Source organism: Nocardioides sambongensis, from assembly GCF_006494815.1.
In the GTDB taxonomy this organism is placed as follows: domain Bacteria; phylum Actinomycetota; class Actinomycetes; order Propionibacteriales; family Nocardioidaceae; genus Nocardioides; species Nocardioides sambongensis.
The window spans coordinates 1,541,223-1,561,290 of sequence record NZ_CP041091.1 but is presented as its reverse complement, the minus strand read 5'-3'; the positions used below and the strand labels follow the sequence as shown (position 1 = coordinate 1,561,290).

The window sequence follows — 20,068 nt, the reverse complement described above, 5'->3', positions numbered from 1 at the left end:
AAGGCTGATTCCCGACCGTGTCCCAGGACCTCTACGAGCTCCTCGGCGTCGACCGTGACGCCGACGCCGACACCCTGAAGAAGGCGTACCGCAAGCTGGCCCGCCAGCTGCACCCCGACGTCAACCCCGACCCCGAGAGCCAGGAGCGCTTCAAGCAGGTCTCCGCGGCCTACGAGGTGCTCTCCGACCCGCAGAAGCGTGCTGCCTACGACCGCGGCGGAGACCCGTTCAGCGGTGGTTTCGGCGGCGGCCAGGGCGCCGGCTTCTCGTTCACCGACATCATGGACGCGTTCTTCGGCGGTGCCGCCGGCGGCGGCGCCGGCGGACGGGGACCCCGATCCCGGGTACGCCGCGGCCAGGACGCGCTGATCCGTCTGGAGGTCGACCTCGCCGAGGCCGCCTTCGGCGTCGCGCGCGAGCTCAAGGTGGACACCGCGGTCCGCTGCACCACGTGCGGGGGCGAGGGAGCGGCGCCGGGCACCGAGCCGGTCGGCTGCGAGACCTGCCACGGGAGCGGTGAGATCGCGCACGTGCAGCGCTCTTTCCTCGGTGAGGTGCGCACCCTGCGGCCCTGCCCGTCGTGCCGTGGATACGGCTCGGTGATCGCCGACCCGTGCCGCGACTGCTCCGGCGACGGCCGGGTCCGCTCGCGTCGCACGCTGACCGTGAAGATCCCCGCCGGTGTGGACACCGGCACCCGGGTCCAGCTCACCGAGCAGGGCGAGGTGGGGCCGGGCGGAGGACCCGCAGGCGACCTCTACGTCGAGATCCACGTCGCTCCGCACGACACCTTCACCCGGCACGGCAACGACCTGCACTGCACGGTCACCGTGCCGATGACCGCGGCGGCGCTGGGCACCGAGCTGACCCTGCCCACGCTCGAGGCGGACATCGAGCAGGGCGCCGGCTCCGGGGTGGAGACCGAGTTCCAGCTCGACATCCCCGCCGGGACCCAGTCCGGGCACGAGGTCGTGCTGCGCGGCCGCGGAGTCCCGGGTCTGCGGGGCGGGCGCGGCGACCTGGTGGTGACCGTGGGCGTGGAGACCCCGACCCGCCTCGACGACCGTCAGGAGGAGCTGCTCCGCGAGCTCGCCGGGTTGCGCGACGAGGAGCAGCCCACCGGGGACGTGCGACCGGCCCACAAGTCGGTCTTCGGCCGCCTGCGCGACGCGTTCAGCCACTGAGGCCCACCGGGCCGCGTCAGGATCGGAGCCTCGGGTGACCCTCCCGCAGCACCTGGTGCCCGACCTCGCGAGCGCCACCGTCGGTGGCGAGATCGAGATCGACGGCGACGAGGCGCACCACGCCGTCGTCGTACGACGTCTGCGGGTGGGCGAGCGGGTCCAGCTCTGCGACGGTGTGGGGCGGGTCGCGACCGGCGAGGTGGCGCGGACGGCGAAGCGCTCGTTCGCGGTGACGGTGACCGGCATCGTCGACCATCCGGAGCCGACCCCGAGGATCACCGTCGTCCAGGCCCTCCCGAAGGGCGAGCGGGGCGAGCTGGCGGTCGAGGTGCTGACCGAGATCGGGGTGGCTCGGATCGTGCCGTGGGCGGCGGCCCGCAGCGTCGCGGTGTGGAAGGGCGAGCGCGCCGTCAAGTCGCAGGCGAAGTGGGCCGCGACCGCGCGCGAGGCCGCGAAGCAGTCGCGGCGCGCGTGGCACCCGGTGGTCGAGCCGCTGGCGAGCACGGACCTGGTGGCCGGGCTGATCGCCGCCGCGGGCCCGGCCGTCGTGCTGCACGAGGACGCGACAGCACCGCTCGCCGCGGTCGAGGTCCCGGCGCAGGGGGAGGCGCTCGTGGTGGTCGGCCCCGAGGGTGGGCTGACGGACCCCGAGATCGCCGCGTTCAGCGCCGCCGGGGCCGTGCCGGTGCGGCTCGGAGCCGAGGTGCTGCGCACCTCCACTGCCGGCGTGGCCGCGGTCGCCGCGCTGCTGGCCCGCACCGGTCGCTGGGGCGGCTGACGCAGCGCGCCCCGGCGACCCGGCTCACTCGACGGTGATCGCCTTGCTGTCCTCGGTCGGGCCGCCGCCCTCGCCGCCGGAGGGGTCGTCGGTGCTGGCGATCAACGTGTACTCGCCCGGAGCGACCCCGCTCAGGTCGATCGGTGCCGTCCACGGGTAGAGGCCGCCCATCCACCCCTCGGCCGTGGCGTTGGACCGGACCACCACCGCGCCGCCCGCGGTGACCAGCCGCCACGGCACGTTGGCCTCGAACGAGCTGGCCATCCCGGTCACCTCGAAGCCCCGCCCCGAGACCGGTGCGTCCACGCCGCCGATGATGTTGACCGACGCGAGGATCCGCAGCTCCGGCCGCGCCGTGGCCCCGCTCGGCACACCGAGGTAGTCCACCCGTTCTCCGTCGACCACGAAGTCCACCGGCGCCGCGGTGCGCTGCGTGGGGTCGTAGGAGTCCCCCTCCTGCACGGTCTGCAGGGTCCAGACCAACTGCTGGACGGCGAGCCGGGCCTGGGCCGCGGTCATGTCGCCGGGCCGGTCGGTCCAGGACCCGTCGGCGAGCTCGACGGTGAAGGTGCCCTTCTTGCCCACGCCGTCGAACGAGGCGCCGGCCAGGCTGTCCGTGGGCACCAACGTGCGGTAGTCGGGGTCGGTCGGCCCGTCCATCAGGGCCGTCACCGCGCCGTCCAGGGATGCCTCGGTGATCAGCTCGCGGTAGAGCCGCTGACCCTGCGGGGTGCGACCGACGAAGAACGGGGAGGCGATCTGGTCGCCCGCGGCCCGGTCGGTGGTGTCCTCGGTCCCGGCGGTCTCGGTCGCCGCCGGGGTGGTCGCGTCCGCCGTGGTCGTCTCCTCGGTGGGACTGGACTCGGCGGCGGGCGACGTCGCCGGGTCGTCCGCGTTCTCGCTGTCGTCACCACAGGCACTGAGCGCGCCGAGGGCGAGGACGGCAGCAGCGAGCCCCGGCACGGTGCGGCGCAGGTGCTGGCTGACGGAACGGTGGGGGCGCATCGGAACACTCCTTGGTGGTCGGGCGGTGGGTCGGTGCCGGCGACGCCGGCGGTGGTCAGGGAACGATCACGTCGCGGTCGTCGCGGAAGCGTGCGCGCACCGAGGTGGTCTCCCCGTCGTCGCGCACCTCGGCCACGAACCGGTAGGTGCCCGAGCCCAGTGTGGACACATCGATCGGCTCGGTGGACCAACCCGGTGCGCTCGGCGTGCCGCCGGCGCCGCCGGCCAGCACCTTGGTGGCCCGGCCACGTCGGACGATCCGTCCGTCGGCGTCGCTGAGCCGCCACCGGACCTGCTGGATGTAGGTGGCGACGGTGCCGGTGGCGCTGAAGCTCCCGCGGACCGCCTGCCCCTGGACGGGGTCGCTGACGTTCACCGGTGTCGTGACGCTGTAGCGCCGATCCCGCTCCACCGGTGCGGGCGCGGCGACACCGAGCACCGACCCGGCGCTCACGCCCCCGTGCTCGAAGCGCACCGGGACCGCGCGTCCCAGCGCGGCCTCCGCGGTGTAGACGGCCTGCTGCAGCCCGAGACGGGCCTGCTGCGCGGTCGCTCCGCTGGGTCTGGCCAGCGCGGCCTCGCCGATCTCGACGACCACCTCGTCGTCGGCGACCACGGCGGTCGAGAACGAGTCGGCCGGCCACAACGTCCGGTAGTCCGGGTCCGCCGGGCCCTCCTCGGCGGTGATCGCGCGCAGCGCCCCCAGGACCGCCTCGGACCCGCCGGTCGCGGGCACCGTCGCGAACTCGCGGTACAGCCGGTCGCCGGTGGCGCTGTCGGCGACGAAGTAGACGGCCTCGGCGGACGTCGTCGCCTCCCGGTCGCCACCGTCGCTGCCGGCGGCGGGGGATCGGCCGGTGTGCCCAGGTCGCCGAGCGCGACGCCCAGCGCCACCACGGCCGCGGTCAGCGCGCCGGCGCCGGCGACCACCGGCAGCCACCGCCGGCGCGCGGGCCGGGTCCGGGGTGCGGCGGTGCGGCGACGTACCTCGCCGAGACGGTCACGCGGGGTGACGTCGGCGACGGCATCGAGGAGGGCGGCGCGCAGCTCCCGGTCCTCGGGAGTCGGTCGGTCGTCGTCGGAGGTGGCCATGTCACTCCTCCCTCAGGTCGGCGTCGATGGTCTGCAGGACGGTCCGCAGCGCTGCGGAGCCACGCGAGGCGTGGCTCTTGACCGCCCCCTTGCTGATCCCGAGCGTCGCGGCGATCTCGGCCTCGGAGAGCTCGAGGTAGTAGCGCAGGGTGAGCACCTCGCGCTGCCGGCGCGGCAGCCGGTCGAGCGCGTCCAGGACCCGGCGACGGCGGTCGGCGACCAGCAGCGGCACCTCGGCCGAGGGCGCCGTCGTCGGCGTGCTCTGCCGCTCGAGGAACCGCTGCACCACCGACCGGTGCCGCAGCGCGGAGCGCGACCGGTTCATCACCGACTGGCGCAGGTAGGCGACCGCGTGGGCGTGGTCCTCGAGCCGGTCCCAGCGCTGGTGCAGGGCGACCAGCGAGTCCTGCACGATCTCCTCGGCGCGGCCCAGGTCGCGGACCATCAGGTACGAGACGCGGACCAGCTGGTCCCAGTGGTCCAGGTAGAGCCGCTCGATCGCCTCGTCGGCGCTCCGCCGGTCACCGGTCATCGTCGCGCCGGACCCGGCGGGCGCGGTCCACGGGCTCGCCGCCCGGGCCCGGTGTGTGCCCGGGGCAGGGGAGAGGGACAGCGCGGCATCGGTGCTCACGCTAGTTGGACGCCCGCCCGGCGCCGTCGGTTGACACGCGTGGCCGGTGGATCGGGTATCTGGGAGGCTGGAGGTGTGACTGCTGACACCGACTGCCTGTTCTGCAAGATCGTGACCGGGGAGATCCCCGGCGACGTGGTGCACCGCACCGAGCGCACCGTGGCCTTCCGGGACATCAACCCCCAGGCGCCCCTCCACGTGCTGGTGGTGCCCCGCGAGCATCTCCCCAACGCCGCCGCACTCGCCGAGGCCGATCCCGTCGCCACCGCCGAGCTGGTCACCGCGGCCAAGGCCGTCGCCGCCGCCGAGGGGTACGACGACTACCGACTCGTCTTCAACACCGGCGCGGATGCCGGGCAGACCGTGTTCCACGCCCACCTGCACGTGCTGGCGGGCCGCGGGCAGACCTGGCCGCCCGGCTGAGCCACCTCGATGCTGTGCCGTGATCAACGGCGGACCCAGCTCACGCCGGGCCTCGCGCCGGCCCGAGCCTGACCGCGGCGCATTCTCGGTGGGCGCGATCGGGCCCCGGGCCGTAGCATGGAGGAGTCCACGGACACGGGTGCACCGTGCCGCCGCCACTCACAGATTGACCGGATGACGAACCAACACGCCCCTTCCCACGTCAACGGCTCCCGCCACACCGTCGTCGTACCGAACAGCATCGACATGGTGAGCCTGTTCGGGCCCGGGGACGAGCACCTCGGTCTGTTGGAGCGCAGCTTCTCGGTGAGTGTCCACGTCCGTGGCAACCGGGTCACGCTCGCCGGCGAGCCCACCGAGGTCGCCCTCGCCGAGCGGCTGCTGGACGAGCTCGTCGCCATCCTGCGCACCGGTCAGGGCCTCAACGTGGAGACGGTCGAGCGCGTCGCGGGCATGCTGCGCCGCGAGGACGGCGGCGCCGACGAGCGGCCGGCGGACGTGCTCAGCCTCAACATCCTCTCCAACCGCGGGCGCTCGATCCGGCCCAAGACGCTGAACCAGAAGCGCTACGTGGAGACGATCGACCAGCACACCATCACCTTCGGGATCGGTCCGGCCGGCACCGGCAAGACCTACCTGGCGATGGCCAAGGCCGTGCAGGCGCTGCAGGCCAAGCAGGTCAACCGGATCATCCTCTCCCGGCCCGCGGTCGAGGCCGGGGAGAAGCTGGGCTTCCTGCCCGGGACGCTCAGCGAGAAGATCGACCCCTACCTGCGGCCGCTCTACGACGCGCTGCACGACATGATCGACCCCGAGTCGATCCCCAAGCTGCTGGCCGCCGGCACCATCGAGGTCGCCCCGCTGGCCTATCTGCGCGGTCGCAGCCTCAACGACTCCTTCATCGTGCTCGACGAGGCCCAGAACACGACGCCGGAGCAGATGAAGATGTTCCTGACCCGGCTCGGGTTCGGCTCCAAGATCGTGGTGACCGGCGACGTCACGCAGGTGGACCTGCCCACCGGGACCAACTCCGGGCTGCGGGTGGTCGAGGGCATCCTGGACGGGGTCGAGGACCTCGCCTTCGTGCGGCTCACCAGCCACGACGTGGTCCGGCACAAGCTGGTGGGGCGGATCGTCGCCGCCTACGACGACTTCGACGCGCGCCAGGAGGCACGGCGCGCCTCGGTCGTGCGGACGAAGGACGCGCAGGGGCAGGTGAGCGACCAGTGACCATCGAGATCCTCGACGAGTCCGGCAGCGGGATCGACGTCCGCCACTTCTCCGCCCTGTCCCGGTTCGTGATGGACCGGATGCGGGTGCACCCGCTCGCCGAGCTCTGCGTCAAGGCCGTCGACGAGGACACCATCGCCGAGCTCAACGAGAAGTGGATGGAGAAGGAGGGGCCGACCGACGTGCTCGCCTTCCCGATGGACGAGCTGCGTCCGGGCAAGGTCAACGAGGACCCCGAGGAGGGTGTGCTCGGCGACCTGATCCTCTGCCCGAGCGTCGCCGAGCGGCAGGGGCGGAGGCCGGACACGGCACGCTCGCCGAGCTGGAGCTGCTCACCGTGCACGGCATCCTGCACCTCCTCGGCTACGACCACGCCGAGCCGGAGGAGCACCAGGAGATGTTCGGCCTCCAGGACCAGCTGCTCGCCGAGTGGCGATCGCAGCCGCGCGACTGAACCGCCGATGAGCAGCGGGGATATCTGGCAGCTGGTCACGGCTGCGCTCCTGGTGGTCCTGGCCGGCCTCTTCACCGCCGCCGACGCCGCGATCGCGTCCTTCTCCCGGGCGCGCGCCCTGGAGCTGGCCCAGGAGGGGCGGGCCGGCGCCCGTCGCCTGGTCGCGGTGCTCGACGACGCCCCCCGGCACCTGAACACCGCGCTCCTGCTGGAGCTGCTCAGCGAGGTCTCGGCGATCGTCCTGGTCACCCTCTTCGTCTCCGAGGAGGTCGACGGGTGGTGGCAGAGCCTCGCCGTCGCGATCGGCGTGATGCTGGTGGTCTCCTTCGTCGCGATCGGGGTCGCACCGCGCACCCTGGGCCGCCAGCACCCGGAGACGGTGGCGCTGGCCTCGGCGTGGCCGCTGTCGGCGCTCACCTCGGTGCTCGGGCCGATCCCGCGCCTGCTGATCGCGGTCGGCAACGCGATCACGCCCGGCAAGGGCTTCCGCGAGGGGCCGTTCTCGTCGGAGACCGAGCTGCGCGAGATGGTCGACATCGCCGAGGCGTCGGAGCTGATCGAGGCCGAGGAGCGCCGGATGATCCACTCGGTCTTCGAGCTCGGCGACACCACCGTCCGCGAGGTGATGGTGCCGCGCGGCGACGTGGTCTTCATCGAGCACTACAAGAACCTGCGGCAGACGCTCTCGCTGTTCCTGCGCTCCGGCTTCTCCCGGATCCCGGTGATCGGTGAGAACCTCGACGACATCCGCGGCTTCGTCTACCTCAAGGACGTGGTCCGCCGCGACTTCGAGCAGCCCGAGGTCGAGACCGTGCTGCGGGTCGAGGAGATCATGCGGCCCGTGCACTGGGTGCCGGAGTCCAAGCCCGTCGACGCGCTGCTCCGGGAGATGCAGGCCCGGCGCCAGCACGTGGCCGCCGTCGTCGACGAGTACGGCGGCACCGCCGGCCTGATCACCATCGAGGACCTGCTCGAGGAGATCGTCGGCGAGATCACCGACGAGTACGACGCCGCCGAGATCGAGGTGGAGGAGCTGGCCACGGACGTCTACCGGGTCTCCTCGCGCTATCCGGTCGACGACCTGGACGAGCTCTTCGGCGCCGACATCGAGGAGGAGGACGTCGACTCCGTCGGCGGGCTGATGGCCAAGCACCTCGGCCGGGTGCCGATCCCCGGCTCGGTGGTGGAGGCGCACGGCCTACGCTTCGAGGCCGAGCAGACCTCGGGCCGACGCAACCAGATCGGCACCCTGCTGATCAGCCGCACCGAGACCGACGAGACCGAGGACGAGTGATGAGCGACCTGACCACCGAGGACAAGAAGCTCGTCACCCTCGCCCGCGCGACGCGCGTGCGGATCGGTGCCGCCGAGGGTGCCGCGGTCCGCGACACCGACGGACGCACCTATGCCGCGGCCTCGGTGGCGCTGCCCTCGCTCGGCCTGACCGCCGTGCAGGCCGTGGTCGCGATGGCGGTGGCGTCCGGCTCCTCGGGGGTGGACGCCTGCGTGGTGCTCGGCGACTCCGGGACCCTGGCCGACGGCGACGCCGCGGTGCTCGGCGAGTTCGGCGGCGCGGACGGCGTGCTGGTGCACGTGGGCGACCCGCGCGGCTCCATCGCCGTTCAGCGCAGGATCTGAGCCCGCACGGTCCATTGGACCGGCCGCGGCGCGCTCCGGTACCACCCCGGGTGGCGTGAGCCCACCACGTCGAGCACGGTCAGCGCGACGAACCCGCTGATCAGCTTGTCCGAGGTCGAGGTCAGCATGTTCGACGACAGCACGGCCGAGGCCATCTGGCCGGTGTGCGCCTGGAGGGCGGCGACCACGCCGTCCGAGCCGTGTCCGGTCGAGCCGCCGAAGACGAGCAGCAGGATCGGCACGGCGACCGTCGTGCAGGCGACCGCGACCAGCAGGTTGAGGCCGAGGAACCGCAACATGCTGCGACCCATCCCGAACCGGCGCACCCCGTAGCCCCACAGCAGCGCGCCGACGACCTGGACCGCGGCGAACGGGATCGATGCGGGACCGTTGACGGCGACGCCCAGCAGGTTGGTGCCGACGCCGACACCGACGCCCCACCAGGGGCCGAGCACGATCGCCGCGACCGCGGTGCCCACCATGTCCAGGTAGAGCGTCATCGAGAACTCGCTGACCATCACCGTGCCGAGCAGGTTCACCGCCAGGCATGCGGCGAGCAGGCCGAGCACCCGGCGGCGGCGCCCGGCGGCGGGTGTCACGTCGGCGACGTCGACGACGTCGACCACGGGCGTGCGCTGGGTCTCGGGCTGGGTTTCGGGCTGGGCCTCGGGCTGGCGTCCGGGCTGGGTTTCGGGCCGGACCTCCGCGGACGGCGTGCCGGCCGGGGCGGGCACCGCTTCCCGGCAGCGCTGCAGCCAGCGCTCCGCGGCCGCCGGGTCGGTGCCGAGGGCGAGCGCCAGGTCGCGGACCAGGGTGGCGTCGAGGCGTCGGCGGCCGGACCGGAACGCGTCGTAGACCGTGCTGCGGCCGGGGCGCGCGGCCTCCGGGGTCAGCCCGCGGTCGACCCGCAGCGCGCTGACGCGACGTACCAGCTCGGAGTAGGAGGGGCTGCCGGCCTGCGCGCGCAGGCGGGCCAGATCGGCGGCGATGTCGTCGAAGGTCTCGACCGCCCGCCCCCGGCCGTCCCCGCTGTGCTGCGCATCCACCCGCGGACGGTATCCCCGGAACCGGCCGTCCGGCGCGAGGATCGGAGAACTTCCTCGGGTCGCCGCGCCGCGCCGGGGCGCGTCACGGGGGTGAAACCTCGCTGTCGCCGATCCGGAGTAGATTGTTCCGCATGACCCTCCGCGCTCCGGAGCAGCACCGGCGGGCCGTGGCTCGGCTCGCAGCCTCCTACGACGCCATCGAGGCCGGCAGACCCGTCCGGCTGGCCAAGCGGACGACGAACCTGTTCCGTGCCCGCAGCGCGGTCAGCTCCCCGGGTCTGGACGTCTCCGGACTCGACGGGGTGCTCTCGGTCGAGCGGGACGGTCCGGACGGGCCGGTCGCCGAGGTGCAGGGAATGTGCACCTACGAGGACCTGGTGGACGCCACGCTCCCGCACGGTCTGATCCCGCTGGTGGTGCCGCAGCTGCGGACGATCACCCTGGGCGGTGCCGTCACCGGACTGGGCATCGAGTCCACCTGCTTCCGCAACGGCCTCCCGCACGAGTCGGTCCTGGAGATGGACGTGTTCACCGGCGCGGGGGAGGTCGTCACGACCCGGCCCGGCGACGACCTGTTCGACGCCTTCCCGAACTCCTACGGCTCCCTGGGCTACGCCACCAGGCTGCGGATCCGGCTGGAGCCGGTGCCGGCGTACGTGGCGCTGCGCCACGTCCGCTTCGACGACGCGGCGCTGCTCGCCAAGACGATGGCGGAGGTCACCGAGACCGGGGAGTACGACGGCCGCCCGGTGCAGGGCATGGACGGCGTGGCGTTCGCACCGGGGGAGTACTACCTGACCTTGGCGCGGTGGACCGACGACCCGGGCGTCGTCCCGGGCCTCGACGGGCCCAGCGACTACACCGGGCAGCAGATCTACTTCCGCTCGGTGCAGGAACGCGAGCAGGACCTGCTGACCGTCTACGACTACCTCTGGCGCTGGGACACCGACTGGTTCTGGTGCTCCGGCGCCTTCGGCGCGCAGCACCCGCTGATCCGGCGTGCCTGGCCGCGCCGCTGGCGGCGCTCCGACGTCTACATGCGACTGCTCGGCCTGGACCGCCGCTTCTCCATCGCCGACCGGCTCGACCGACGGGCGGGCCGGCCGCTGCGCGAGCGCGTGGTGCAGGACATCGAGGTGCCGGCCGAGCGGATCGGGGAGTTCCTGGACTGGTTCGACGAGGCCGTCGGGATGCGCCCGGTGTGGTTGTGCCCCCTGGTCTCGGGTCGGCCGTGGGCGACGTACCCGCTCGAGCCCGGCCGGCTGTACGTGAACGCCGGCTTCTGGGGCACGGTCCACGTCGGGCCGGAGGCGACCGAGGCGCCGGTCAACCGCGCCATCGAGGAGCGCGTCCACGCCCTGGGCGGGCACAAGTCGCTCTATTCCGAGGCCTTCTACGACGAGTCCACGTTCGCGACCCTCTACAACACCGAGAACCTGACGGCGGTGAAGCGCCGCTACGACCCCGACGACCGATTGACCAACCTCTACGACAAGGCGGTGCAGCGTCGATGACCACAGGTGGGATCGCTCCGGCGATCGCGTCCCTCTTCCCCGGCGGCATTCCTCTGGGAATCAGTGCGTACGACGGTAGCGAGGCCGGTCCGCCGGACGGTCCGTACCGCGTGGAGCTGGTCAACGAGCGAGGTCTGTCCTACATCCTCAGCGCTCCGGGCGACCTCGGGCTGGCCCGCGCCTACGTGAGCGGCGACCTGGTCCTGCACGGCGCCCACCCGGGCGACCCCTACGCGGCGTTCTCGCTGCTCAAGGACCACACCGACTTCGGGCTCCCGGGTCCGGCCGAGCTGGTCCGCATCGTGCGCGAGCTGGGGGTCAGCCACCTGCTGCCGCCGCCCCCGCCGCCCCAGGAGCACCTGCCCGGGTGGCGGCACCGCCTGGAGGGCCTGCGCTCCTTCGCGACCTGGGGTCGCCACTCCCAGGAGCGGGACGCGGACGCGATCCACCACCACTACGACGTCTCCAACACCTTCTACGAGCACGTGCTCGGGCCGTCGATGACCTACACCTGCGCGCTCTACCCGACCGCGGACGCCACCTTGGAGCAGGCGCAGGAGCACAAGTACGACCTGATCTGCCAGAAGCTGGGCCTCGGGCCCGGCGACCGGTTGCTCGACCTGGGCTGCGGCTGGGGCGGGATGGTCCGGCACGCCGCCGCGCACTACGGGGTCCGCGCGCTGGGGTCACCCTCTCCCGGGAGCAGGCGACCTGGGCGGGCGAGGAGATCAAGCGCCAGGGCCTCGACGACGTCGCCGAGGTGCGGTTCTCCGACTACCGGGACGTGACCGAGGGCGACTTCGACGCGATCAGCTCGATCGGCCTCACCGAGCACATCGGCGTGGCCAACTACCCGGCGTACTTCGGGTTCATGCGGGACAAGGTCAAGCCCGAGGGGCGGATCCTCAACCACTGCATCACCCGCCACGACAACCCGCGCAAGGCCAGCGCCGGGGCGTTCATCGACCGCTACGTCTTCCCCGACGGTGAGCTCACCGGCTCGGGGACGATCGTGCGCGCGATCGAGGACGCCGGCCTGGAGGTGCAGCACCACGAGAACATCCGGGTGCACTACGCCAGGACGCTGGCCGGGTGGAGCCGCAACCTCGTGGAGAACTGGGACGCCTGTGTGGCCGAGACCGGCGAGGCCACGGCGCGGGTCTGGGGCCTCTACATGGCCGGGTCGCGGATCGCGTTCGAGCGCAACGAGATCCAGCTGCACCACGTCCTCGCCACCCGCACCGTCGAGGGGCGCAGCGGCTACCCGCTGCGCCACGACTTCGGGGTCTGAGGCCGGTGCCCGCTAGCCTGGGCCGGTGAGTGTCCGGGCAGCGCAGTACACCGCCGACGTACTGGGGCGGGAGCAGGTCAGCCCGCACCTGATCCGGCTCACCCTGGGTGGGCCCGGCCTGGCGGGCTTCGCCTCGACCGGCATCCCCGACGAGTGGGTCGGACTGGTGGTGCCCGGCCAGTTCCAGTCGCGGTACTACACGGTCCGCTCGTTCGCCGACGGCCGGCTGGTGCTGGACGTGGTCGTGCACCCGGTCGGCCTGGTGACCGAGTGGGCGCTGGGCGCCTCCGGCGACCCGGTCGGCCAGCAGGTCACCATCACCGAGCCCAAGGGGTCGTTCCTCGAGCCCGACGACGCCGCCTGGCTGCTGCTGGTCGGCGACCTCACCGCGCTGCCCGCGATGGCCCGGATCGCGGAGACCCACCCGGACCTGCCGGTGCACGTGTACGCCGAGGTGCCGGACCTGCCCGAGGAGCTCGGGTCGTACCTGCCCGCCGCGGCGCGGGTGACCTGGGGTGCGCCGGGGCAGACCGGGTCACGGCTCGCGGAGGTCGTCGAGGACCTGGACTGGCCTGAGGGCACCGGCTACTTCTGGATGGCCGGCGAGTCCGCCCAGATGCGGGCGATCCGCAAGCACCTGATGCGGGTACGACGGATGCCCAGCACCCACTACGACGTGATGGGCTACTGGCGGGCGGTCAAGGAGCGCCAGCCGCGCGCGGTGGACCCCGGGCCGATCTGGCGGGCCGGCAAGGCCGCCGGCAAGAGCGACGAGGAGATCTGGGCCGACTACGACCAGGCTCGGACGGAGGCAGGATCATGAGCGGTCCGCAGGAGAACGACGAGCAGGACCCGGTCGACGAGCAGATCGAGGAGCTCGACGAGGACGCCCAGGAGGACGACCTCGACGACACCGACGAGGACGACTTCGACGAGGACTTCGGCGCGCTGCCGGCGCCGGCCACACCGGTCTTCGGCGACCTGGACCTGCCGGAGGGCTACCGCAGCGGCTTCGCCTGCTTCGTCGGCCGCCCCAACGTCGGCAAGTCCACCCTGACCAACGCGCTGGTCGGGCAGAAGATCGTGATCACCTCGGACAAGCCGCAGACCACTCGGACCGTGGTGCGCGGCATCGTGCACCGCGCCGACGGCCAGCTGGTGCTGGTCGACACCCCCGGGCTGCACCGACCCCGCACGCTGCTCGGCGAGCGGCTCAACGACCTGGTCAGGACCACCTGGTCCGAGGTCGACGTGGTCGCCGTCTGCTTCCCCTCCGACGAGAAGATCGGCCCCGGGGACACCTTCCTGGTCAACGAGCTGGCCAAGGTGCGTCGTACCACCAAGATCGCGGTGGCGACCAAGACCGACCTGGCCACGCCGGAGCGGATCGCCGAGCACCTGCTCGACATCGCCGAGCTGGGCCGGACCACCGGCACCGAGTGGGCCGAGATCGTGCCGGTCTCCTCCGTCGGCGGCGACCAGATCGACCTGCTCGGCGAGATCCTCGTCGGGCTGATGCCCGAAGGACCACCCCTCTACCCCGACGGCGACCTCACCGACGCGCCCGAGGAGGTGCTGGCAGCCGAGCTGATCCGGGAGGCCGCGCTGGACGGCGTCCGCGACGAGCTGCCGCACTCGATCGCGGTGGTGGTCGAGGAGATGGGGTTGCGCGAGGGGCGGCCGGACGACAAGCCGCTGCTCGACATCCACGCCAACCTCTACGTCGAACGCGACTCCCAGAAGGGGATCGTGATCGGCCGCAAGGGCGCGCGGCTGCGCCAGGTCGGCACCGTCGCCCGGCAGCAGATCGAGGCGCTGCTCGGCACGCCGGTCTACCTGGACCTGCACGTCAAGATCGCCAAGGACTGGCAGCGCGACCCGCGTCAGCTCCGGCGGCTCGGCTTCTGAGCGTGGGGCGCCGCGGAGCCTGCTCGGCGCCATCGCCGTGGCGCTCCTGCTGCTCGGCCCGCCGGCACTCGGCGCCGGCCCGGCCGCCGGGACCGCGGAGCTGCCGACTCTCCCGGCCGACACCGACGTCGACTACCAGCTCGGCGGTGAGCGGAGCGTGCCCGCCGGGGTGGGGTCATGGTGCGCGACCGACGGGCGACGCCGGCGCAGGGCCTCTTCAACATCTGCTACGTCAATGCCTTCCAGACCCAGCCCCAGGCGAGGCGGTGGTGGCGCCGACACCACTGGGCACTGGTGCTGAAGCGGGACGGACGTCCGGTGGTGGACTCCGCCTGGGGGAGTGGCTGCTCGACCTGCGCACACCGCGCAAGCGTGCCCGGCTGGCCGCCGTCGTCGAGCGCTGGACCGACCGGTGCGCCGCCGACGGGTTCGCGGCCGTGGAGTTCGACAACCTCGACTCCTTCACCCGCAGCCGGGGCCTGCTGCGGCGCAGTCACGCCCGCGCCTTCGCGCGGCTGATCGTCGCCGACGCCCACGACGCGGGTCTTCCGGCGGGGCAGAAGAACCTGGCGGGCTTCGACGGCACCACCGTGGGCTACGACTTCGCGGTCAGCGAGGAGTGCGGCCAGTGGCGCGAGTGCGCCGCCTACGCGGAGGTGTACGGCGACCAGGTGGTCGCCGTGGAATACCGGCGCAACGGCTTCCGTCGTACCTGCCGGACCCATGGTGAGCAGTGGCCGGTGGTGCTGCGCGACCGTGCCCTCGCCCCCGACGGCCGCCGCCGCTTCTGCTGAGACCGGCCGCGGGTCGCGCGTCCCGGAGGCTCAGCCCGTCGGCGCCCAGCAGCGGCCGAAGGTCTGACCGGCCTCCCACTGCTCCGCGGTGGGCCACTCGTAGCCCCACTCGAAGTCCAGCGGGTCCGCGGCCTGCTGGTTGGCGGCGTCCTCGCAGGGCGCGGCGCCCCGGTCGCGCGCGGCCGCCTCGCCGGGGTAGTCCCCGCCGGGGAAGGTGACCACCGAGATCGCCCGCCAGGTGTGCTCCTCCGAGCAGGGCACCCGGGTGAACTGCTGGTCGTCCGGCGCGGCGGTGCCGCACATCGCGACCGCCTCGCGATCGTCGTCGCGGTCCAGGATCCCGGCGAGGCTGCCGGTGGTGGCGACCAGCGAGGAGGAGCCGTTGACCACGACCGCGTCGCAGCGGTACCAGTCCGCGCCCAGGTCCGATGCCTCCACGGACGGGGTGAACCAGACCGGGCGGATCATGCTCAGCCGGAGGTCGTCCTCGGTGCCCCCGACGAAGTCGCCGAGGCCGGTCGGGCAGGTCCCGGCGACCTGGTCCTGCACCGCAGCGGAGTCCACGGCCAGCAGGTGTCCGTCGACCACGGTGTCCAGCTCACCGACGGCGTAGGTCTCCGAGGTGTGCGCCTTCGCGCAGTCCCGCGCCGCCGCCTCGGACGTGGGTGCGACCGCGGCACGGAACCGGAGTCGATAGCAGTCGCCCCGCTCGGGAGCGGCCGGCGGGGCGGGAGCCGCGGACGGGGAGACGGCCGGGCTCGACTCCGGCTCGTCGCCCGGCTCGTCGTCCCCGCTGCACCCGGTCGCGACGAGCAGCAGCCCGGCCAGCAGGGTGAGGATCGCCACGGTCGTCCGCGGGCGTTCCGGTCGGCCGGCGGCGTCACTCATCGGTCTGCGCCCAGCACACCGACCGGCGGTTGCCGGCGTCCCACTCGGCCTCGTGGAAGTAGGTGTAGCCGAAGTCGAAGACCGAGGGGTAGTTGAGCCAGGCCTCCACGGACTTCTGGCAGTAGGAGCGGGTCCGGGACTCGGCCACCTCGTCGCCGGGGTAGGGGTCGTCGGGCTCGCCGAGCTTGATCGTGGTCACTGCGCGCCAGTCGTGGCGCTGGTTGCAGGCGACCTTGGTCCCCTCGGCGACCGACGGCCCGGCGGCGCAGGTCATCCACCGGTCCTCGGGCCGCCCGGCGAGCAGGCCCGCCGTCGTCTCCGGCAGCGGGCGGTACTCGTCGGACTCGCCCTGGTGCTCGATGCGCCCGCCGACGACGTCGCACCGATACCAGCGGGCGCCCTCGTCCCAGGCCTTCTCCGAGGGCCGGAACCACGCCCAGGTCAGGATGGTCCGCAGCACGGTGCTCTCGTCGGCCTTCATGTGCTCCATGAAGGCGTCCGTGCAGGCCCGGTAGGCGAACGAGCTGAGGTCCTTCGAGGTGTACTCGCTGTCGTCGAACTCGGCGGGCAGCTCGTCGACGGCGAACGTCTCGGCGGTGTGCGGCTGACCGCAGTCCACCACCTCGGTGGCGTTCGCGGGCATCTCGACGTCGGCCGGATCCAGGTTGCGGCAGACCCCGTTCTCGGGTGCGCTGACCGCGTCCACCTGGTCGGGGTCCACGTCGCTGCCCTGCGGCTGCTGACTGCAGCCGGTGAGCGCCACCGTCAGTGCCGCGACCACCCCCATCACCGCGCGTCGCGGCAGGCCCATCCGACCCTCCTCGGTCCTCGTCGTCGCCCGTGCCGGTCGGACGCGCTCCGTCACGCCAGCAGTGCCGCGATCGTAGCGCCCAGCTCGTAGGCGCCCTGCTCGGCGGCTTCGTCGACGGGGCCGAGCACCTCGAGGACGTCGTAGGACTTCCGCCAGCCGAGGGCGCCGACGATCGAGGTGACCGCGCGCACCGCTCCGGTCAGGTCGTAGCGACCGTGCACCCAGAGCCCGTACGGCCGCCCGGAGGTCTCCCCGCCGCTGTCGCCGCCTGCGCTGCCGGAGTCGTCAAGGGCGCCCCAACGGCCAGGAAGGTGGAGTCGAAGAAGTGCTTGAGCGCGCCGCTCATGTAGCCGAAGTTCGCGCTGGTGCCGAGCAGGTAGCCGTCCGCGGCCAGCACGTCCTCGGCGGTCGCCTCGAGCGCGGGCCGCACCACCACCTCGACCCCCTCGATCGCCTCGTCGCCGGCGCCGGCGACGACCGCGTCGGTCAACGTCCGCAGGGAGCGGGTGGGCGAGTGGTGGACCACCAGGAGCCGAGCCATGACTCCAGGCTAGGCGCAGGTGCGCTAGAGTGGCTGCCGTCATGATGCGCACGCTCCTCCTTAGCGGCCGCAGCGAGGTCTGACCGCCGGACCCCTCGCTGCGGAGTGAGTCGCGTGCCCGGCGCCCACCTTCACGAATCGACGAGCATCGTCGAGGAAGCAGCCGAGGAACTCATGACCACCATCCCTTCCCAGCAGCCGAGCGGCATGCCGTTCGAGCGCTACACCGCCTTCGAGCCCGTCACCGTGCCGGACCGCACCTGGCCGGACCAGCGGATCACCCGCGCGCCGCGCTGGCTCTCCACCGATCTGCGCGACGGCAACCAGGCGTTGATCGACCCGATGAGCCCGGCCCGCAAGATGAAGATGTTCGACCTGCTGGTCACCATGGGCTACAAGGAGATCGAGGTCGGGTTCCCGTCCGCGAGCCAGACCGACTTCGACTTCGTGCGCCAGCTGATCGAGGGTGACCGGATCCCCGACGACGTGCGGATCTCGGTGCTGACCCAGGCCCGTGAGGACCTGATCGAGCGCACGGTGGAGTCGTTGATCGGGGCCGACCAGGCGACCGTGCACCTCTACAACGCCACCGCCCCGCTCTTCCGCCGCGTCGTCTTCGGGGTGACCGAGGCCGAGTGCATCGCGATCGCCACCCGCGGCACCGAGTGGGTGGTGAAGTACGCCGACCAGATGCTGGCCGGCACCGACTTCGGCTACCAGTACAGCCCGGAGATCTTCACCCAGACCCCGACCGACTTCGCCCTCGAGGTCTGCGAGCGGGTCTCCGACATCTGGCAGCCCGAGGCCGGCCGGGAGATCATCCTGAACCTTCCGGCCACGGTGGAGATGTCCACCCCGAACACCTACGCCGACCAGATCGAGTACTTCGCCCGCGGCCTGACCCGGCGCGAGCACTCCGCGATCTCGCTGCACCCGCACAACGACCGGGGCACCGCGGTCGCCGCCACCGAGCTCGCCCTGATGGCCGGCGCCGACCGGGTCGAGGGCTGCCTCTTCGGTCACGGCGAGCGCACCGGCAACGTGGACCTGGTCACCCTGGGCATGAACCTGTTCAGCCAGGGGATCGACCCGCAGATCGACTTCGCGCTCGGCGGGCAGGGCATCGACGAGGTCCGCCGCACCGTCGAGTACTGCACGCAGCTGCCGGTCCACCCGCGCCACCCCTACGCCGGCGACCTGGTCTACACCGCCTTCTCCGGCTCCCACCAGGACGCCATCAAGAAGGGCCTGGAGGACCTCGACCGGATCGCCGCCGAGCAGCAGCGTCCGGTCTCCGAGATCCCCTGGGACGCGCCGTACCTGCCGATCGACCCGAAGGACGTCGGCCGCACCTACGAGGCCGTGATCCGGGTGAACAGCCAGTCCGGCAAGGGCGGCGTCGCCTACGTGCTGAAGGCCGAGCACAGCCTCGACCTGCCCCGCCGGGCACAGATCGAGTTCAGCCGGGTGATCCAGCAGCACACGGACACCGAGGGCGGCGAGGTCACGCCGGAGAAGATCTGGGACATCTTCCGCGCCGAGTACCTGGAGCGGGAGGCGCCGTACAGCCTGGTGAGCTTCACCTCGACCACGGACGAGGAGGGCGACGACCGGCAGGAGGTCGACCTCGTCGTCCGCGGCGAGGAGCGCAGCTTCACCGGGCTGGGCAACGGCCCGGTGGCCGCCTTCGTCGACGGGATGGGGCAGGCCGGCGCCGACATCCGGGTGCTCGACTACGCCGAGCACGCGCTCTCCTCCGGCGGCGACGCGGTGGCGGCCGCCTACGTCGAGTGCGAGATCGCCGGTGAGATCGTCTGGGGGATCGGCGTCCACCACAACATCGTCACCGCCTCGTTGCGGGCGGTGGTGTGCGCGGCCAACCGGGCGCAGGCGGTCACCATCCCGGTGGGCTGAGCGCCCCGACGATCCCGACGAAACCGACACGGACGAGACGGAGCACCAGATGGCGGAGCGGATCCTGGCCTCGGAGCAGGTGGGGCAGTTCTTCTGGACCACGCCCCGGGCCGGGACCGCATCGAGTTCACCGAGTACGGCGCCGGCGACTCCTGGGTCGTCCTGGTCCCGCCGCTCCTGGTGCCCCGGGCGTTCCAGGACCGGCTGGCCCACGTGCTGGCCTCGGCCGGCCTGCACGTGGTCGTGCCCGACCTGCTGGGACATGGTCGTTCGGACCGTCCCGCCGACCCGATGGCCTACTCGGTGACCGCCTTCGCCGAGCAGGTGGTCGGGCTTCTCGACCACCTCGGCGCGACCCAGGCCGTGGTCGGCGGGACCGGGATCGGCGCCAATGTCGCCCTCGAGGTCGCCGTCGAGGCCGGCGCCCGCGTGCGCGGGCTGCTGCTCGACGGGCCGGTGCTCGAGGACGCGCTGACCACCGAGGTGGGCACCCTCACCCCGCTGCTGTACCTGGCCCGCTTCGCTCCGCTCGGGGTCCGCGCGGCGGGATGGGCGGCACGACCGGTGCCGCGCCGCTTGCTGCCCGGGCAGGCGCGGGTCGGCGTCGACATGCTGGAGCAGCAGCCGGCTCCACTCGCAGCCCTGGTGCACGGCGTGCTCTTCGGGAGGCTCGCGCCCTCGCTGCTCGAACGGCAGGCGATCACGACACCGGCACTGGTCATCGCGCGGCCCGGCGACCCGTTCCGCCGGGTCTCCGATGCGGAGGCGCTCGCCGAGCAGCTGCCGACCGCCTCGCTGGAGCGGGTCGAGGTGCCGTGGCGGCGCGACCGGGCTCCCGAGCAGCTCGACATGGCGGTCTCCCGGTTCGTGCTCGACGCCGCGCGGCCGAAGGGCATCCGGCGCAGCAGACGCGGCGGCGCCTGACC

20 protein-coding genes and 2 pseudogenes are annotated in these 20,068 nt (G+C 72.7%); 14 read left to right on the top strand and 8 right to left on the bottom strand.

What is annotated here, in order from left to right:
• Positions 1-17 precede the first annotated feature (17 nt).
• Positions 18-1,184, top strand: coding sequence for a molecular chaperone DnaJ (gene dnaJ / locus FIV43_RS07300; RefSeq protein WP_141013590.1), 1,167 nt, complete (start codon positions 18-20; stop codon positions 1,182-1,184).
• Positions 1,185-1,218: 34 nt separating this feature from the next.
• Positions 1,219-1,962 (top strand): 16S rRNA (uracil(1498)-N(3))-methyltransferase, encoded by a 744-nt coding sequence (locus FIV43_RS07295; RefSeq protein WP_141013589.1) that lies wholly within the window; start codon positions 1,219-1,221, stop codon positions 1,960-1,962.
• A gap of 24 nt (positions 1,963-1,986) precedes the next feature.
• Here FIV43_RS07295 and FIV43_RS07290 read toward each other — a convergent pair whose 3' ends face one another.
• From FIV43_RS07290 to FIV43_RS07280, 3 genes are all read right to left on the bottom strand, one after another.
• A complete protein-coding gene (locus tag FIV43_RS07290) occupies positions 1,987-2,967 on the bottom strand; it encodes a Gmad2 immunoglobulin-like domain-containing protein (RefSeq protein ID WP_141013588.1) in 981 nt (326 codons plus the stop codon).
• 55 nt (positions 2,968-3,022) lie between these two features.
• Positions 3,023-3,907 carry a Gmad2 immunoglobulin-like domain-containing protein gene (locus FIV43_RS07285; protein ID WP_141013587.1) on the bottom strand — a complete coding sequence of 295 codons (885 nt, stop codon included), beginning with the start codon at positions 3,905-3,907 and terminating at the stop codon, positions 3,023-3,025.
• Positions 3,908-4,060: 153 nt separating this feature from the next.
• Complete coding sequence (locus tag FIV43_RS07280) at positions 4,061-4,690, bottom strand: RNA polymerase sigma factor (protein ID WP_231123811.1); 630 nt, start codon at positions 4,688-4,690, stop codon at positions 4,061-4,063.
• Between the two features lie 75 nt (positions 4,691-4,765).
• Here FIV43_RS07280 and FIV43_RS07275 point away from each other — a divergent pair, with 75 nt between their 5' ends.
• The 5 genes and pseudogenes from FIV43_RS07275 to FIV43_RS07255 all read left to right on the top strand — a co-directional run bounded on the left by FIV43_RS07275 (position 4,766) and on the right by FIV43_RS07255 (position 8,435).
• The gene (locus tag FIV43_RS07275) at positions 4,766-5,113 is read left to right on the top strand and encodes a histidine triad nucleotide-binding protein (protein ID WP_141013586.1); all 348 of its coding nucleotides are present in this window, start codon (positions 4,766-4,768) and stop codon (positions 5,111-5,113) included.
• Positions 5,114-5,287: 174 nt separating this feature from the next.
• On the top strand, positions 5,288-6,343 hold the full coding sequence (locus FIV43_RS07270; RefSeq protein WP_141013585.1) for a PhoH family protein: 1,056 nt from the start codon (positions 5,288-5,290) through the stop codon (positions 6,341-6,343).
• A pseudogene (gene ybeY / locus FIV43_RS23730) lies at positions 6,340-6,797 on the top strand (rRNA maturation RNase YbeY). Before FIV43_RS07270 ends, ybeY begins: the two are co-directional and overlap by 4 nt.
• A gap of 7 nt (positions 6,798-6,804) precedes the next feature.
• The gene (locus tag FIV43_RS07260) at positions 6,805-8,091 is read left to right on the top strand and encodes a hemolysin family protein (protein WP_141013584.1); all 1,287 of its coding nucleotides are present in this window, start codon (positions 6,805-6,807) and stop codon (positions 8,089-8,091) included.
• Positions 8,091-8,435: a cytidine deaminase gene (locus tag FIV43_RS07255; protein WP_141013583.1), complete on the top strand. Its 345-nt coding sequence runs from the start codon at positions 8,091-8,093 to the stop codon at positions 8,433-8,435. The genes FIV43_RS07260 and FIV43_RS07255 overlap by 1 nt, the downstream gene beginning before the upstream one ends.
• Here FIV43_RS07255 and FIV43_RS07250 read toward each other — a convergent pair.
• Positions 8,420-9,481: an ECF transporter S component gene (locus FIV43_RS07250; RefSeq protein ID WP_141013582.1), complete on the bottom strand. Its 1,062-nt coding sequence runs from the start codon at positions 9,479-9,481 to the stop codon at positions 8,420-8,422. The genes FIV43_RS07255 and FIV43_RS07250 overlap by 16 nt on opposite strands.
• Positions 9,482-9,612: 131 nt before the next feature.
• Between FIV43_RS07250 and FIV43_RS07245 the strand changes: the two genes are divergently transcribed.
• The 5 genes and pseudogenes from FIV43_RS07245 (at position 9,613) to FIV43_RS20890 (ending at position 14,988) form a co-directional block, all read left to right on the top strand.
• Complete coding sequence (locus FIV43_RS07245) at positions 9,613-10,995, top strand: FAD-binding oxidoreductase (RefSeq protein ID WP_141013581.1); 1,383 nt, start codon at positions 9,613-9,615, stop codon at positions 10,993-10,995.
• Positions 10,992-12,286, top strand: a pseudogene (locus FIV43_RS23725) (class I SAM-dependent methyltransferase). Before FIV43_RS07245 ends, FIV43_RS23725 begins: the two are co-directional and overlap by 4 nt.
• A gap of 25 nt (positions 12,287-12,311) precedes the next feature.
• Positions 12,312-13,109 carry a siderophore-interacting protein gene (locus FIV43_RS07235; RefSeq protein WP_141013580.1) on the top strand — a complete coding sequence of 266 codons (798 nt, stop codon included), beginning with the start codon at positions 12,312-12,314 and terminating at the stop codon, positions 13,107-13,109.
• A complete protein-coding gene (era, locus tag FIV43_RS07230) occupies positions 13,106-14,194 on the top strand; it encodes a GTPase Era (protein ID WP_181407710.1) in 1,089 nt (362 codons plus the stop codon). Before FIV43_RS07235 ends, era begins: the two co-directional genes overlap by 4 nt.
• Before the next feature lie 269 nt (positions 14,195-14,463).
• Complete coding sequence (locus FIV43_RS20890; protein ID WP_181407709.1) at positions 14,464-14,988, top strand: endo alpha-1,4 polygalactosaminidase; 525 nt, start codon at positions 14,464-14,466, stop codon at positions 14,986-14,988.
• A gap of 30 nt (positions 14,989-15,018) precedes the next feature.
• On the opposite strand, the gene FIV43_RS07220 is transcribed toward FIV43_RS20890, so the two are convergent.
• Genes FIV43_RS07220 through FIV43_RS07210 form a run of 4 tightly spaced genes read right to left on the bottom strand, consistent with a single transcriptional unit; the run spans position 15,019 to position 17,228 of the window.
• A complete protein-coding gene (locus FIV43_RS07220) occupies positions 15,019-15,876 on the bottom strand; it encodes a septum formation family protein (RefSeq protein WP_141013579.1) in 858 nt (285 codons plus the stop codon).
• Positions 15,869-16,687: a septum formation family protein gene (locus tag FIV43_RS07215; protein ID WP_141013578.1), complete on the bottom strand. Its 819-nt coding sequence runs from the start codon at positions 16,685-16,687 to the stop codon at positions 15,869-15,871. The genes FIV43_RS07220 and FIV43_RS07215 overlap by 8 nt, the downstream gene beginning before the upstream one ends.
• 50 nt (positions 16,688-16,737) lie before the next feature.
• Positions 16,738-16,908 carry a hypothetical protein gene (locus FIV43_RS22135; protein WP_231123809.1) on the bottom strand — a complete coding sequence of 57 codons (171 nt, stop codon included), beginning with the start codon at positions 16,906-16,908 and terminating at the stop codon, positions 16,738-16,740.
• A complete protein-coding gene (locus FIV43_RS07210) occupies positions 16,887-17,228 on the bottom strand; it encodes a flavodoxin family protein (protein WP_231123808.1) in 342 nt (113 codons plus the stop codon). The genes FIV43_RS22135 and FIV43_RS07210 overlap by 22 nt, the downstream gene beginning before the upstream one ends.
• 174 nt (positions 17,229-17,402) lie before the next feature.
• On the opposite strand from FIV43_RS07210, the gene leuA reads away from it, so the two are divergent.
• Together leuA and FIV43_RS07200 are read left to right on the top strand one after the other, a co-directional pair.
• Positions 17,403-19,142 carry a 2-isopropylmalate synthase gene (leuA, locus tag FIV43_RS07205; RefSeq protein WP_141013577.1) on the top strand — a complete coding sequence of 580 codons (1,740 nt, stop codon included), beginning with the start codon at positions 17,403-17,405 and terminating at the stop codon, positions 19,140-19,142.
• A 180-nt stretch (positions 19,143-19,322) separates the two neighbouring features.
• On the top strand, positions 19,323-20,066 hold the full coding sequence (locus tag FIV43_RS07200) for an alpha/beta fold hydrolase (RefSeq protein WP_181407708.1): 744 nt from the start codon (positions 19,323-19,325) through the stop codon (positions 20,064-20,066).
• Positions 20,067-20,068: the final 2 nt, after the last annotated feature.

What these genes read in the sequence shown, in the direction of transcription:
- FIV43_RS07290 (WP_141013588.1), bottom strand. Translation starts at nt 2,967, where the DNA reads ATGCGCCCCCACCGTTCCGTCAGCCAGCACCTGCGCCGCACCGTGCCG.
- FIV43_RS07270 (WP_141013585.1), top strand. Translation starts at nt 5,288, where the DNA reads ATGACGAACCAACACGCCCCTTCCCACGTCAACGGCTCCCGCCACACC.
- FIV43_RS07260 (WP_141013584.1), top strand. Translation starts at nt 6,805, where the DNA reads ATGAGCAGCGGGGATATCTGGCAGCTGGTCACGGCTGCGCTCCTGGTG.
- FIV43_RS07255 (WP_141013583.1), top strand. Translation starts at nt 8,091, where the DNA reads ATGAGCGACCTGACCACCGAGGACAAGAAGCTCGTCACCCTCGCCCGC.
- FIV43_RS07245 (WP_141013581.1), top strand. Translation starts at nt 9,613, where the DNA reads ATGACCCTCCGCGCTCCGGAGCAGCACCGGCGGGCCGTGGCTCGGCTC.
- era (WP_181407710.1), top strand. Translation starts at nt 13,106, where the DNA reads ATGAGCGGTCCGCAGGAGAACGACGAGCAGGACCCGGTCGACGAGCAG.
- FIV43_RS07220 (WP_141013579.1), bottom strand. Translation starts at nt 15,876, where the DNA reads ATGAGTGACGCCGCCGGCCGACCGGAACGCCCGCGGACGACCGTGGCG.
- FIV43_RS07215 (WP_141013578.1), bottom strand. Translation starts at nt 16,687, where the DNA reads ATGGGCCTGCCGCGACGCGCGGTGATGGGGGTGGTCGCGGCACTGACG.
- FIV43_RS07210 (WP_231123808.1), bottom strand. Translation starts at nt 17,228, where the DNA reads ATGGCTCGGCTCCTGGTGGTCCACCACTCGCCCACCCGCTCCCTGCGG.
- leuA (WP_141013577.1), top strand. Translation starts at nt 17,403, where the DNA reads ATGACCACCATCCCTTCCCAGCAGCCGAGCGGCATGCCGTTCGAGCGC.